This window comes from Mycobacterium sp. (assembly GCF_046095365.1).
Lineage (GTDB): Bacteria > Actinomycetota > Actinomycetes > Mycobacteriales > Mycobacteriaceae > Mycobacterium.
In genome coordinates this window covers 19,430-33,103 of record NZ_JBJTJF010000161.1, presented here as the reverse complement: position 1 = coordinate 33,103, position 13,674 = coordinate 19,430, and the positions used below count along the sequence as shown (strand labels likewise).

The window sequence follows — 13,674 nt, the reverse complement described above, 5'->3', positions numbered from 1 at the left end:
CGATGGCAGTCAAGAGCCTCGCCGACCTGCTCGCAGACGGTGTCCGGGGTCGCGGTGTGCTGGTGCGCTGCGACCTCAACGTCCCGCTCGACGAGCACGGCGCCGTCACCGACACCGGCCGCATCGACGCCTCGGTGCCCACCCTCAAGGCGCTCTCGGACGCGGGCGCCAAGGTCGTCGTCACCGCGCACCTGGGCCGGCCCAGCGGCGGCCCCGAGCCGAAGTACTCGCTGGCGCCGGTGGCGGAGGTGCTCGGCGAGAAGCTCGGCCGGCACGTGCAACTGGCCGGCGACGTGGTGGGCGCGGACGCACTGGCCCGCGCCGAGGGCCTGACCGACGGCGACATCCTGCTGCTGGAGAACATCCGATTCGACCCTCGCGAGACCAGCAAGGACGACGCCGAACGCCGGGCCCTGGCCGCCGGCCTGGCCGAACTCGTCGGCGATGACGGGGCATTCGTCTCCGACGGATTCGGCGTGGTGCACCGCAAGCAGGCCTCGGTCTACGACGTGGCCACGTTGTTGCCGCACTACGCGGGAACCCTGGTGGCGGCCGAGGTGAAGGTTCTCGAGCAGCTCGCCAAGGCCGGCGAACGCCCCTACGCGGTGGTGCTCGGCGGGTCGAAGGTCTCCGACAAGCTCGCCGTGATCGAGAACCTTGCCGGCAAGGCAGACAGTCTGGTCATCGGCGGCGGCATGTGCTTCACATTCCTTGCCGCCCAAGGCATCCCGGTGGGGAAGTCGCTACTGGAGGACGGGATGCTCGACACCTGCCGCGGGCTGCTCGAGGAGTACGGCGACGTGATCCACCTGCCGGTCGACGTCGTCGTCGCCTCGGAGTTCAAGGCCGATTCACCGCCGGAAACCGTTGCGGTCCGGGATATCCCGGCCGGCAAGATGGGCCTGGACATCGGGCCCAAGTCGGTGCAGCGGTTCACCGCCCTGCTGTCCAACGCCCGCACCATCTTCTGGAACGGCCCGATGGGGGTCTTCGAGTTCCCGGCCTTCTCCGCGGGCACCAGGGGCGTCGCGGAGGCGATCATCGCCGCCACCGCCAAGGGAGCCTTCAGCGTGGTGGGCGGCGGCGACTCGGCCGCCGCGGTGCGCCAGCTCGGCCTGCGCGAGGACGGTTTCTCCCACATCTCCACCGGGGGAGGGGCCTCACTGGAGTTCCTGGAGGGCAAGACGCTCCCGGGGATCGAGATCCTCAACTGAACCGCTAAGGAGACCCGTGGTGTCCCGTAAACCGCTGATCGCGGGCAACTGGAAGATGAACCTCAACCACTTCGAGGCCATCGCCCTGGTGCAGAAGATCGCCTTCGCCCTGCCGGAGAAGTACTACGACAAGGTCGACGTCACCGTCATCCCGCCGTTCACCGACCTGCGCAGCGTCCAGACCCTCGTCGACGGCGACAAGCTGCGGCTGACCTACGGCGCCCAGGACCTCTCACCGCACGACTCCGGCGCCTACACCGGGGACATCAGCGGAGCGTTCCTGGCCAAGCTCGGATGCACGTTCGTCATCGTCGGGCACTCCGAGCGGCGGACCTACCACCACGAGGACGACGCGCTGGTCGCCGCCAAGGCCGCCGCCGCGTTCCGGCACGGGCTCACCCCGATCGTGTGCGTCGGGGAGCGTCTGGAGGTCCGCGAGGCCGGGGAGCACGTCGACTACAACCTGGCCAGGGTGCGCGGGTCGGTGGCGGGGCTGTCCCAGGAGCAACTCGCCCAGACAGTGATCGCCTACGAGCCGGTGTGGGCCATCGGCACCGGGCGGGTGGCCAGCGCCACCGACGCGCAGGAGGTCTGCGCCGCCATCCGGTCGGAACTGGCCGGAATGACCTCGCCCCAGGTGGCCGACGGTATTCGGGTTCTCTACGGCGGGTCGGTCAACGCCAAGAACGCCGGTGAGCTGGTGCTCCAGCCGGACGTGGACGGCTCGCTGGTCGGCGGTGCGTCGCTGGATGGCGAGCAGTTCGCGATCCTGGCGGCGACGGCCGCCGGCGGCCCTCTGCCCTGACCCGGTCGCCGGAAACCCCCGCCGGGCCGGGTAGGCTGACCGCCATGATGCTCGCCCTGCGGATCCTGCTGATCGTCACCAGCCTGCTGGTCGTGCTGCTGGTTCTGCTGCACCGGGCCAAGGGCGGAGGCCTGTCCACGCTGTTCGGCGGTGGGGTTCAGTCCAGCCTGTCCGGGTCCACCGTGGTCGAGAAGAACCTGGACCGGCTCACACTGTTCATCACCGGCATCTGGCTGGTCGGGATCGTCGGCACGGCCCTGCTGATCAAGTACACCTCCTAGCACCGGCCGGGAACCAGCGGCCCCCGTAGACCGTGCCGAGTATCCGGATGTCGGCCAGCCGGGCCGGATCCGCCGCGTAGGGGTCCTCGCCCAGAACCGTGAAGTTCGCCGCCTTGCCGACTGCGATGCTGCCCAGTTCGCGTTCCAGCCGCCAGGAGTAGGCGGCTTCGACCGTTACCGCGCGCAGCGCGTCGTGGACGCTGATGCGCTGTTCCGGACCGGCCACCCGGCCGGCCGGGGTGCGCCGGTTCACCGCGTAGGACGCCAGCGCCAGGGGTTCGGCCGGGGCCATCGGCAGATCGGAGTGCAGCGACAACGGGATACCGCGGCGCAGCACCGACGCCGCCCGGACCATGGCGTCGGCCCGCCCGGCGCCCAGTCCGTGCTCGGCGTACTTGTCGGCGAAGCCCACCGGGTAGTAGGAGTTGGCCGACACGATGCAGCCCAGTGCGGCGATCCGGTCGATCTGCTCCTCGGCCGAATTGGCGAAGTGCACGATAACGGTGCGGTGGTCGGCACGCGGGTGTTCGGCCATGCACTGCTCGAGTGTGTCGAGCACCAGGTCCAGGCCGGCGTCGCCGTTGACGTGGATGTGCAGCTGCCAGTCGGCATTCCAGTAGACGCGGGCGAACTCCCGGAACACGTCGGGCTGCATCATCCACTCGCCGTGATGGCACAGGTCCGGTTGGCCGGCGTCGTCGAGGTAGGGCTCGCGCATCTGCATCAGCTGGCTGATGATGGCCCCGTCGGCGAACAACTTCACCTGCCTGGGCAGTAGGCGGACCTTGCCTTTCGAGGCCCGCGCGACTTGCGCCTCGGCGTCGGCCACCGCGGCCGCCGGGTCCAGGCCTGAATCGGCCTGGCCACGGGCATCGACGAGAAACGTTGAGCCGAAGGGTGTTTCGTCGGCGCCAAGAATCTGCTGGTACAGGTCCCACGGCTCGGCGGCCCACATAATCCCGGGTTCGTTGATCGCCGTCACCCCGTTGGCGTGCAGGTAGGCCACAAGCTGGTCCAACCCGGCAGCCAGCCGCTCGCGTGACATCAGGACCGGAGCCAGGCAGGGAAGCAGCAGGTTCATCCCGGACTCCCACCAGTGCCCGGCCGCGAAATCGACCATGCCGCTCGCCGGTCCCCTGCCCGCCATCTGCTCGGCGGTCAGCCCCAGCGCCGTGATCGCCGCGGTGTTGAGGAAGAACTCGTGGCACGAGCGTTGCCACACCACGATCGGCCGGGTGGGGCTGACCGCGTCGAGTGCCGCCCGGTCCAGATCGCCGTGCCAGAGTGCGTGGTAGCCCCAGGAGAACAGCCACTCGTCGGGTGCGGCGAGCCGTCGCTCCGCCTCGGTCAGCCGTCGCCGGTACTCCTCGGCGCTGCGCGCGGCCGGGAACGTCCGGTCCGGCAGCATCCAGTCCTCGACCGCGATGACCTCGGTGATCAGGGTGGCGGCCCCCAGGATCGGGTGCAGGTGCTGGTCGATGAGTCCGGGGAGCAGCACCGCCTCGGAGAAGGTGTCGTCGATGTCGCCGTCGAGTTCGCCCGCGGCCCCGACGCCGGTGATCCGCCCGTCGGACACCGCGACCGCGGTGGCGTCCGGGTTGTCGGGATCCATGGTGATCACCCGGCGGGCGACGAAGACGGCGGGGCGCGGCATGGGCAGCGATTCTGCCCGATACTTGACGCCATGGCGCACCCTTCCGACACCGACGCCCTGGACCCCATCGGCTCGGTGTACCGCACCAAGGTGGGCCGCGAGGCCACCGAGCCGATGCGCGAGGACATCCGGCTGCTCGGCGCCATGCTCGGCGACACCGTCCGCGAACAGAACGGCGAGGCCGTCTTCGAACTCGTCGAACGGGCCCGGGTGGAGTCCTTCCGGGTGCGCCGCTCGGAGATCGACCGGGCGCAGCTGGCCGCGATGTTCGACGGGATCGACATCCAGCTGGCGATCCCGGTGATCAGGGCGTTCAGCCATTTCGCGCTGCTGGCCAACGTAGCCGAGGACATCCACCGCGAACGGCGCAGGGCGATTCACCTCGCGGCCGGGGAAGCCCCGCTGGACAGCACCCTGGCCGCGACCTACCGGAAACTCGACGCGGCAGGCCTTTCGGCGGGAGCCGTGGCCGACGCGCTGCGCGGGGCGCTGGTGTCGCCGGTGATCACCGCGCACCCCACCGAGACCCGCCGGCGCACCGTCTTCGACACCCAGAACCACATCACCAGGCTGATGCGGCTGCGGCTGCACGGGCACGCGGAGACCGACGACGGCAGGCCGATCGAGGCGGAGTTGCGCCGCGAGATCCTCACCCTCTGGCAGACCGCGCTGATCCGGTTGTCCCGCCTGAAGGTCGCCGACGAGATCGAGTCCGGGCTGCGGTACTACCCGGCGGCGTTCTTCGACGTCGTGCCCCGGGTCAACGCCGCGGTGCGAGACGCGCTGCGCGATCGCTGGCCGGACGCCGGCCTGCTGGAGCGCCCGATCGTGCGGCCCGGCTCGTGGATCGGCGGTGACCGCGACGGCAACCCCAATGTCACCGCCGAGGTGGTCGCGCTGGCGACCGGCAGCGCCGCGCACACCGCGCTGGCCCACTATCTCGACGAACTCGCCCTGCTCGAGCGCGAGCTGTCCATGTCGGCACGGCTGGTCCGGGTCGACGGGGCGCTCGACGAGCTTGCGTCGTCCTGCACCGAGGAGGCGCGGGCCGACGAGCCCTACCGGCGGGCGGTCCGGGTGGTGCGCGCGCGGCTGACCGCGACGGCCGCGGGGATACTGGACCGGATGCCCGAGCATGTGCTCGACCTCGGGCTGCCGCCCTACCGGACGGCCGGGCAGATGGCCGGCGATCTCGCGGTGGTCGACGCGTCGCTGCGCACGCACGGCAGCGCTGCGCTGGCCGATGACCGGCTGGCCCGGCTGCGAGACACCCTGGACGCCTTCGGATTCCACCTGTGCGGTCTGGACATGAGGCAGAACTCCGAGACCCACGAAGAGGTGGTCGCCGAACTGCTGGCGTGGGCCGGAGTGCACCCCGACTACCGTTCGCTGTCCGAGGGCGAGCGGGTCGCGGTCCTGGCCGGCGAACTGTCCACTCGCCGGCCGTTGGTCGGCCCGGGTGCCCAGCTGTCCGAACTGGCCCGCAAGGAGCTCGACATCGTCGCCGCGGCGGCCAGCGCGGTCGGCACACTGGGCGCGGAGGCTGTCCCCACCTACATCATCTCGATGTGCCGGTCGGTCTCAGACCTGCTGGAAGCCGCTCTGCTGCTCAAAGAGGCCGGGCTGCTCGACCTTTCGGCGCCCGGGACGGCCTACGCCCCGGTCGGCATCGTGCCGCTCTTCGAAACCATCGACGACCTGCAGCGCGGCGCGGCGATTCTGCAGGCTGCCCTCGAGGTGCCGGTCTACCGGGCCGTGGTGACCGCCCGCGACGGCACCCAGGAGGTCATGCTCGGCTATTCGGACTCGAACAAGGACGGCGGCTACCTGGCCGCCAACTGGGCGCTCTACCGCGCCGAACTCGACCTGGTGGAAGCGGCCCGCCGGACCGGGATCCGGTTGCGGCTCTTCCACGGCCGTGGCGGGACGATCGGCCGCGGCGGCGGCCCCAGCTACGACGCGATCCTGGCCCAGCCGCCGGGCGCGGTCAACGGTTCGCTGCGGCTGACCGAGCAGGGGGAGGTGATCGCGGCCAAGTACGCCGAGCCGCGCATCGCCCATCGCAACCTGGAGAGCCTGGTCGCCGCGACCCTCGAGTCCACCCTCCTCGATGTCGAGGGTCTCGGCGCCGGCGCCGGTCCGGCCTACCGGGTGCTCGACGATCTCGCCGCCCGCGCCCGGCACGCCTACTCCGAATTGGTCCACCACACGGCGGGATTCGTCGACTACTTCGAGCAGTCCACGCCGGTCAGCGAGATCGGGTCGCTCAACATCGGCAGCCGGCCCACCAATCGCAAGGCCACCGCCTCGATCTCCGACCTTCGCGCGATCCCCTGGGTGCTGGCCTGGAGTCAATGCCGGGTGATGCTGCCCGGCTGGTACGGCACCGGCACCGCGCTGCAGGGCTGGATCGCCGACGGGGACGGCCGGGAGCGCCTGGGCGTACTGCGCGAGTTGTACGGCAGGTGGCCGTTCTTTCGCACCGTGCTGTCCAACATGGCCCAGGTGCTGGCCAAGTCAGACATGGGTCTGGCGGCGCGCTACGCCGAACTCGTCGACGACAGGGAGTTGCGCGAGCGGGTGTTCGGGATGATCCGCGCCGAGCACGAGCGGACCGTGGCGATGCACGGGCTGGTCACCGGTCAGGACGATCTGCTGGCCGACAATCCGGCGCTGGCCCGCTCGGTGTTCAACAGATTCCCCTATCTGGAACCCCTGAACCACCTGCAGGTCGAACTGTTGCGCCGGTACCGCCGCGGTGACGACGGCGAATTGGTCAGGCGCGGGATCCTGCTCACGATGAGCGGGCTGGCCTCAGCCCTGCGGAACAGCGGCTAACGTCCGCGGATCGCGTTGAGCAACCCGCGGACGGCGGCCTCGGTGGCCACCACCGGCGACATAGCCGACTCGGCGACGTCGACCATGCGTTCCACCCGGTTGACGATGCCCTCCAACTGCCCGAGGGTGTCGTTGAGCCTGCTGAGGGTCTTGTCGAAGTAGTCCAGCGAACCTTCCAGTCCGCGCACCGCGGTGTTCAGACCCGCCAGGCTCTCCTCGAGGTCGTCGAGCACGTGGTCGACCTGGTCGACCGTCTCGTCGGCGTTCAGTGCCGCCTGTGCCAGGGTCCGGATCCGGTCGACCGGGCTGCGGGGGCGTGCCTTCTCGTCCATGGCACTCAGTCTGACAGTGCGCCGGCCGCCGCGGAGTCAAGACGCCAAATCGTCCGCTCCAGACCGAGGGCTCCGGCGGCGGGCACGTCGTCGGGGGCCGCGCCGGCGATCGCGGCGGCGACCGCGTCGGCCTTCGCCGCACCGGAGACCACCAGCCATACCTGCCGGGAGCGCCGCACGGCGGGCAGGGTGAGCGTGAGACGGCGCGGCGGGGGTTTGGGGGAGTCGGACACCCCGACCACCATCCGACCGGTCTCGCGGACGGCCGGGGTGTGCGGAAACAGCGAGTTGATGTGGCCTTCACCGCCCATGCCGAGCAGGTGCACGTCGAAAACCGGCGTGGGCTCGCCGGTTTCGGCCGCATCGGCCAGCGCGGCCTCATACCCGCGGGCAGCGGCGGTCAGGTCGTCGCCGAACTCGCCGTCGCTGGCGGACATCGGGTGGATGTTGGCAGCCGGGATGCCGACATGGTCCAGCAGGGCCTCGCGGGCCTGCTTCTCGTTGCGATCGTCGTCGTCGTGCGGCACGAAGCGGTCGTCGCCCCAGAACAGCTGCACCCGTTCCCAGTCCACCGGGTGGGTGCCCAGCACCTTCAGCAGCCCGATTCCGGTGCCGCCGCCGGTGAGCACCACCGTGGCCCGCCCGCGCTCGGCGATGGCCGTCGCGATGGCACCGGCCAGCCGGTCACCGGCTGCCTGCACCAGGGCCTCGGTGTCGGGGTAGGTGTCGACCTCGACCTTCGCCTCAGCCACCCGGGTACGTCACCTTGGCGAGGCCGGCCAGTGCCTCGTGGTAGACCTCGTCGGCGTCCAGCCGGCGCATGTCCTCGGCCAGGCACTCGCGAGTCTCCCGCCGCGCCAGCGGGAGCTGGGCGTCCGGGCGTGCGGTCCGGCTCAGGGTGGCGGTCGACCCGTCCTGCGGACGGCTCAGGGTGATGGTCTGACTCGGCTGGAGCAACTCGACCTTGAGGTCGCCGACCTCCCGGCGCACCGTGCCGTCTATGCGGCTGGCCAGCCAGCCGGCCAGGATGTCCAGGGCCGGTTCCTCGGCCCGGCCGGAGACCACCGCCCCGGTGATCGGCTCGTAGGGCGGCTGGTCCAGTGCGGAGGCCAGCAGCGCCCGCCAGTAGGTGATTCGGCTCCACGCCAGGTCGGTGTCACCCTGGGTGTAGCCGGCCAGGCGGCTGCGCAGCGTAGCCAACGGGTTCTCACTCCCGGTGGCGTCGGTGATCCGCCGAATCGCCAAGCGGCCCAGGGGATCTGCTGCGGGTACCTCCGGGGCCGCCCCCGGCCACCAGACCACCACCGGCGTGTCGGGCAGCAGGAACGGCAGCACGACGCTGGTGGAGTGCCCGGCCAGCGGCCCGTGGGTGCGCAGCACCACCACCTCGCCGGCGCCGGCGTCGCCGCCGACGCGCAACTGGCCGTCCAGCCGCGCCTCGGCGGCCAGCCGGTCGCCGGGGACCACGACGATGACGCGGCAGGGGTGCTCGCGGCTGGATGCGACCGCGGCCTCGATGGCGTCCTCGACGATGTCCTCGGTGTCGGGCGCCACGACCAGGGACAGCACCCGGCCCAGCGTGATCGCGCCGCCTTCCTCGCGCAGCGAGGTGATGCGCTTGTTGAGTTCGTTGGTCGTCGTGTCGGGAAGGTCGACAATCACTTCAGCTGACCCCGCTCTCCACGTCCGCTCATCACGGTCTTCTCCATTCCCGGCCGGAGCGCTGCAGCATCTCGAAGGCCGAATCCGGTCCCCACGAACCGGAGTCGTACGGATCGGGCTTGCCGTGGGCGGCCCAGTACTCGAGCACCGGATCCAGGATCTTCCAGGACAGTTCGACCTCGGCATTGACCGGGAACAGCGACGGCTCTCCGAGCAGCACGTCGAGGATCAGCCGCTCGTAGGCCTCGGGGGAGTCCTCGGCGAAGGCCGACCCGTAGGAGAAGTCCATGTTCACGTCGCGGACCTCCATGGTGCTGCCCGGCACCTTGGAGCCGAACCGGATGGTGATGCCCTCATCCGGTTGCACCCGGATCACCAGGGCGTTCTGGCCCAGTTCCTCGGTCATCGTCGCATCGAAGGGCAGGTGCGGAGCCCGCTTGTAGAGCAGTGCGATCTCAGTCACCCTGCGGCCCAGGCGTTTTCCGGAGCGCAGGTAGAACGGCACGCCCGCCCAGCGCCGGGTGTCGACCTCCAGGGTGATCGCGGCGAACGTCTCGGTGGTCGAGGTCTTGGAGAAGCCGTCCTCGTCGAGCAGGCCCACCACCTTCTCCCCGCCCTGCCACCCGGCCGCGTACTGCCCGCGGGAGCTGGTCAGGTCGAACGGCGTGGCGAGTCTGGTCGCCGCGAGGACCTTGATCTTCTCCGCCTTGACCTCCTCGGGGCCGAAGTTGACCGGTTCCTCCATCGCCGTCAGCGCCAGCAGCTGCAGCAGATGGTTCTGGATCACGTCGCGGGCCGCGCCGATGCCGTCGTAGTAGCCGGCCCGCCCGCCCAGGCCGATGTCCTCGGCCATAGTGATCTGCACACTGTCGATGTAGTGGCTGTTCCAGGTCGGCTCGAACAGCTCGTTGGCGAACCGCAGCGCCATGATGTTCTGCACCGTCTCCTTGCCGAGGTAGTGGTCGATGCGGAACACCGACTCCTCGGGGAACACGCTGTTGACCACCTTGTTGAGTTCTTCGGCGCTTTCCAGGTCGTGACCGAACGGCTTCTCGATCACCACCCGGCTCCAGTGGCCGTCCTTCGGGGAGGCCAGACCGGACTTCTTGAGCTGCTCGCAGACCTCGGGGAAGGACTTCGGCGGAATCGACAGGTAGAAGGCGTGGTTGCCGCCGGTGCCCCGGTCGACGTCGAGTTTCTCCAGCGCCTCGGCCAGCCGCGCGAACGACGCGTCGTCATCGAAACTGCCCTGCACGAAGCGGAATCCCTCCGACAGCCGGTCCCACACCTCCTGGCGGAAAGGGGTGCGTGCGTGCTGCTTGACCGCGTCGTAGACGATCTTGGCGAAGTCCTCGTCGGCCCAGTCCCGGCGGGCGAAGCCCACCAGGGCGAACGACGGCGGCAGCAGACCCCGGTTGGCCAGGTCGTAGATCGCCGGCATCAGCTTCTTGCGGGACAGGTCCCCGGTGACACCGAAGATCACCACGCTGCACGGCCCGGCGATACGCGGCATCCGCTTGTCGCGCTTGTCGCGAAGCGGGTTGTGCCATTTGCCCGGGGCGGCCGTGGTGGCCGAGGTCGGTTCGGGGCTCATTTCTTGGCGGCGTCCAATTGGGCCTGGGTTGCCTCGATCAGCTCCTCCCAGGCTTTTTCGAACTTCATCACGCCGTCGTCCTCGAGCAGTGTGAAGACGTCCTCGAGGTCGACCCCGATCGCGGCGATGCTGTCGAACACCCCCTGCGAGGCGGTGACCGTATCGCTGATGGTGTCGCCCCGGATCGCGCCGTGGTCGGCCACCGCCTTCATCGTCGCCTCCGGCATGGTGTTGACGGTGTGGGCGGCGACCAGTTCGGTGACATAGAGGGTGTCGGAGTAGTCCGGGTTCTTGACCCCGGTCGAGGCCCACAGCGGGCGCTGCACCCGGCCGCCGGAATCGACCAGAGCGGCGTAGCGCGGAGCGGTGAACACCTCCTCGTAGGCCGCGTAGGCCAGCCGGGCGTTGGCCACGCCGGCCTGCCCGCGCAGCGCGAGCGCTTCCTCGGATCCGATCGCCTCCAGGCGCTTGTCGATCTCGGTGTCCACCCGGGAGACGAAGAACGAGGCCACGGAATGGATCTTAGAGATGTCGTGACCGGCCGCCTTGGCCGCCTCCAGGCCGGCGAGGTAGGCGTCCATCACCTCTCGGTGGCGGTCGACGGAGAAGATCAGCGTCACATTCACCGAAATGCCCTCGGCGAGCACGGCGGTGATGGCCGGCAGGCCGGCCTTGGTGGCCGGAATCTTGATCAGCAGGTTCGGCCGGTCGACGATCTTCCACAGTTCGATGGCCTGAAGGATCGTCTTGTCGGTGTCGTGGGCCAGCCTCGGGTCGACCTCGATCGACACCCGTCCGTCGATCCCGTCGGAGGCCTCCCACTGCGGGCGCAGCACGTCGCAGGCCTGCCGGACGTCGTCGGTGGTGGCGGTGCGGATGGTGGCGTCGACATCGGCGCCCCGCGCCGCCAGTTCGGCGACCTGGGCGTCGTAGGCGGTGCCCTTGGACAGCGCCGCCTGGAAGATAGACGGGTTGGTGGTGACGCCGACGACGCTCATCGTGTCGATCAGCTCCTGCAGGTTCCCCGAGCGCAGCCGGTCGCGGGACAGGTCGTCCAGCCAGACGGAGACACCCGCCGCGGACAGCGCCGCGAGGTTGGGATTCTGGGCCATGAGATCTCCTGGTTTTCTTCGATGGTTGGGGGATGGTTGGGGTCAGTTGCCAAGTGCCCGTTCCGCGGCGGCCACGACCGCCTCGGGGGTGAACCCGAACTCGCGGAACAAGGTTTTGTCGTCGGCCGACTCGCCGAAGCGTTCGATCGAGACGATCTCGCCGGCGTCGCCGGCGTATTTGTGCCAGCTCTGCGCGATGCCCGCCTCGACGACGACGCGGGCGGTCACACCCGGGGGCAGCACGCTGTCCCGGTAGGACTGCGGCTGGGCCTCGAACCACTCCACGCAGGGCATCGACACCACGGCGGCCTTGACGTTCCTGCCGCCCAGGGTCCCGGCGGCCTCCACGGCGAGCTGCACCTCCGAGCCGGTGGCGATGATGATCACGTCGGCATCTCCCGGCTTGCCACTGAGCGCGTAGCCGCCGCGCGCGACGCCTTCGGCGCTGGTGCCCTCCAGCACCGGCACGCCCTGCCTGGTCAGGATCAGCCCGGTCGGGCCGTTGCCGCCGGTCCGCTCCAGGATCGCCCGCCAGGCATAGGCCGTCTCGTTGGGGTCGGCCGGACGCACCACCGACAGCCGGGGGATCGCCCGCAGCGAGGCGAGGTGTTCGATCGGCTGGTGGGTGGGACCGTCCTCGCCCAGGCCGATCGAGTCGTGCGTCCACACGTAGATCGCCGGGATGTTCATCAGCGCGGCCAGCCGGACGGCGCCGCGCATGTAGTCGGCGAACTGCAGGAACGTGCCGCCGTAGGCGCGGGTCGGGCCGTGCAGCACGATCCCGGACAGGATCGCGCCCATGGCGTGTTCCCGGATCCCGAAGTGCAGCGTGCGTCCGTACCAGTCGGCGGTCCAGTCCTCGGTCGAGATCGAGGGCGGCCCAAAGGATTTCGCGCCCTTCATCGTGGTGTTGTTGCTGCCCGCCAGGTCGGCCGAGCCGCCCCACAACTCAGGCAGCACCTGCCCCACCGCCGACAGGACGTCACCGGAGGCGGCCCGGGTGGCCACCGCCTTGGAGCCGGGCTCCCAGTGCGGCAGCGCGGACTCCCAGCCGTCGGGCAGCCGGCCGGCCAGCAGCCGGTCCAGCAGCGCCTTGCGTTCGGGCTCGCGCTCGGCCCACGCGTCGAAGTCGGACTGCCAGGCCTGATGGGCGGCGCGGCCGCGGTCGAGAAGCTTGCGGGTGTGGGCGATCACCTCGTCGGTGACCTCGAAACTCTTGTCGGGGTCGAAACCGAGCACCTTCTTGGTGGCGGCCACCTCCTCGGCGCCCAGCGCCGAGCCGTGCACCCCGCCGGTGTTCATCTTGGTGGGCGCGGGGTAGCCGATGATGGTGCGCAGGGCGATGAACGACGGCTTGTCGGTGACGGCCTTCGCCTTGGCGATGGCCTCCTCGATGCCGGCCACGTTCTCGCCGCCGTCCACCCGCTGAACGTGCCAGCCGTAGGCCTCGTAGCGGGCCGCGGTGTCCTCGGTGAAGGCGATCTTGGTGTTGTGCTCGATGGAGATCTCGTTGTCGTCCCAGATCACGATGAGGTTGCCCAGCTGCTGGGTACCCGCCAGCGAGCAGGCCTCGCTGGTGACGCCCTCCTCCATGTCCCCGTCGGAGGCGATCACATAGATGAAGTGGTCGAACGGGCTGGCGCCGGGGGCGGCGTCCGGGTCGAACAGCCCTCGCTCGTAGCGGGAGGCCATCGCCATGCCGACCGCCGAGGCCAGGCCCTGGCCCAACGGGCCGGTGGTGATCTCCACGCCGCGGGTGTGCCCGTACTCCGGGTGGCCCGGTGTCTTCGAGCCCCAGGTGCGCAGCGCCTCGATGTCGGAGAGCTCCAGGCCGAACCCGCCCAGGTACAGCTGCAGGTACAGCGTCAGGCTGGAGTGCCCGCAGGACAGCACGAAGCGGTCCCGGCCCAGCCAGGCGGTGTCGTTGGGATCGTGCCGCATCACCCGCTGGAACAGGGTGTAGGCCACCGGCGCCAGGCTCATCGCGGTGCCGGGGTGGCCGTTGCCGACCTTCTGCACGGCGTCGGCGGCGAGCACCCGGACCGTGTCGACGGCCCGGGAGTCCAGATCGGTCCAGTCGCCGGGGTGGTGTGGCTGGGTCAGCGTGGAAATATCTTCGAGCGTGGTCACGAAGTCACTCCTGGACAGGTCGAGTTGGCTATGCCCGGTACTGCTGCCCACC

At 70.0% G+C, this 13,674-nt stretch carries 11 protein-coding genes; 4 read left to right on the top strand and 7 right to left on the bottom strand.

What is annotated here, in order from left to right; genetic code table 11:
- Positions 1 to 2 precede the first annotated feature (2 nt).
- Genes ACKOQ4_RS12365 through secG form a run of 3 tightly spaced genes read left to right on the top strand, consistent with a single transcriptional unit; the run spans position 3 to position 2,300 of the window.
- Positions 3 to 1,214 carry a phosphoglycerate kinase gene (locus ACKOQ4_RS12365; protein WP_526292208.1) on the top strand — a complete coding sequence of 404 codons (1,212 nt, stop codon included), beginning with the start codon at positions 3 to 5 and terminating at the stop codon, positions 1,212 to 1,214.
- Between the two features lie 19 nt (positions 1,215 to 1,233).
- The gene (gene tpiA, locus ACKOQ4_RS12360) at positions 1,234 to 2,019 is read left to right on the top strand and encodes a triose-phosphate isomerase (RefSeq protein WP_526292206.1); all 786 of its coding nucleotides are present in this window, start codon (positions 1,234 to 1,236) and stop codon (positions 2,017 to 2,019) included.
- A 44-nt stretch (positions 2,020 to 2,063) separates the two neighbouring features.
- Positions 2,064 to 2,300, top strand: a complete 237-nt coding sequence (gene secG / locus ACKOQ4_RS12355) for a preprotein translocase subunit SecG (RefSeq protein WP_526292204.1) — start codon at positions 2,064 to 2,066, stop codon at positions 2,298 to 2,300.
- Here secG and ACKOQ4_RS12350 read toward each other — a convergent pair.
- Positions 2,284 to 3,954, bottom strand: coding sequence for an amidohydrolase (locus ACKOQ4_RS12350; protein ID WP_526292202.1), 1,671 nt, complete (start codon positions 3,952 to 3,954; stop codon positions 2,284 to 2,286). The genes secG and ACKOQ4_RS12350 overlap by 17 nt on opposite strands.
- A gap of 30 nt (positions 3,955 to 3,984) precedes the next feature.
- Here ACKOQ4_RS12350 and ppc point away from each other — a divergent pair, with 30 nt between their 5' ends.
- On the top strand, positions 3,985 to 6,792 hold the full coding sequence (gene ppc / locus ACKOQ4_RS12345) for a phosphoenolpyruvate carboxylase (protein WP_526292200.1): 2,808 nt from the start codon (positions 3,985 to 3,987) through the stop codon (positions 6,790 to 6,792).
- Here the strand turns inward: ppc and ACKOQ4_RS12340 are convergent.
- From ACKOQ4_RS12340 to tkt, 6 genes are read right to left on the bottom strand one after another with little or no spacing between them, the layout of a single operon-like run.
- Entirely contained in the window at positions 6,789 to 7,124 is a 336-nt protein-coding gene (locus tag ACKOQ4_RS12340; protein WP_526292198.1) for an ATPase, read from the bottom strand. The genes ppc and ACKOQ4_RS12340 overlap by 4 nt on opposite strands.
- 5 nt (positions 7,125 to 7,129) lie before the next feature.
- Positions 7,130 to 7,876, bottom strand: coding sequence for a 6-phosphogluconolactonase (gene pgl, locus ACKOQ4_RS12335; protein ID WP_526292196.1), 747 nt, complete (start codon positions 7,874 to 7,876; stop codon positions 7,130 to 7,132).
- Positions 7,869 to 8,786, bottom strand: coding sequence for a glucose-6-phosphate dehydrogenase assembly protein OpcA (opcA, locus tag ACKOQ4_RS12330; protein WP_526292194.1), 918 nt, complete (start codon positions 8,784 to 8,786; stop codon positions 7,869 to 7,871). The genes pgl and opcA overlap by 8 nt, the downstream gene beginning before the upstream one ends.
- 31 nt (positions 8,787 to 8,817) lie before the next feature.
- The gene (gene zwf, locus ACKOQ4_RS12325; RefSeq protein ID WP_526292192.1) at positions 8,818 to 10,380 is read right to left on the bottom strand and encodes a glucose-6-phosphate dehydrogenase; all 1,563 of its coding nucleotides are present in this window, start codon (positions 10,378 to 10,380) and stop codon (positions 8,818 to 8,820) included.
- Complete coding sequence (gene tal / locus ACKOQ4_RS12320; protein WP_526292190.1) at positions 10,377 to 11,492, bottom strand: transaldolase; 1,116 nt, start codon at positions 11,490 to 11,492, stop codon at positions 10,377 to 10,379. Before tal ends, zwf begins: the two co-directional genes overlap by 4 nt.
- Before the next feature lie 42 nt (positions 11,493 to 11,534).
- Positions 11,535 to 13,622: a transketolase gene (gene tkt, locus ACKOQ4_RS12315; RefSeq protein WP_526292188.1), complete on the bottom strand. Its 2,088-nt coding sequence runs from the start codon at positions 13,620 to 13,622 to the stop codon at positions 11,535 to 11,537.
- Positions 13,623 to 13,674: the final 52 nt, after the last annotated feature.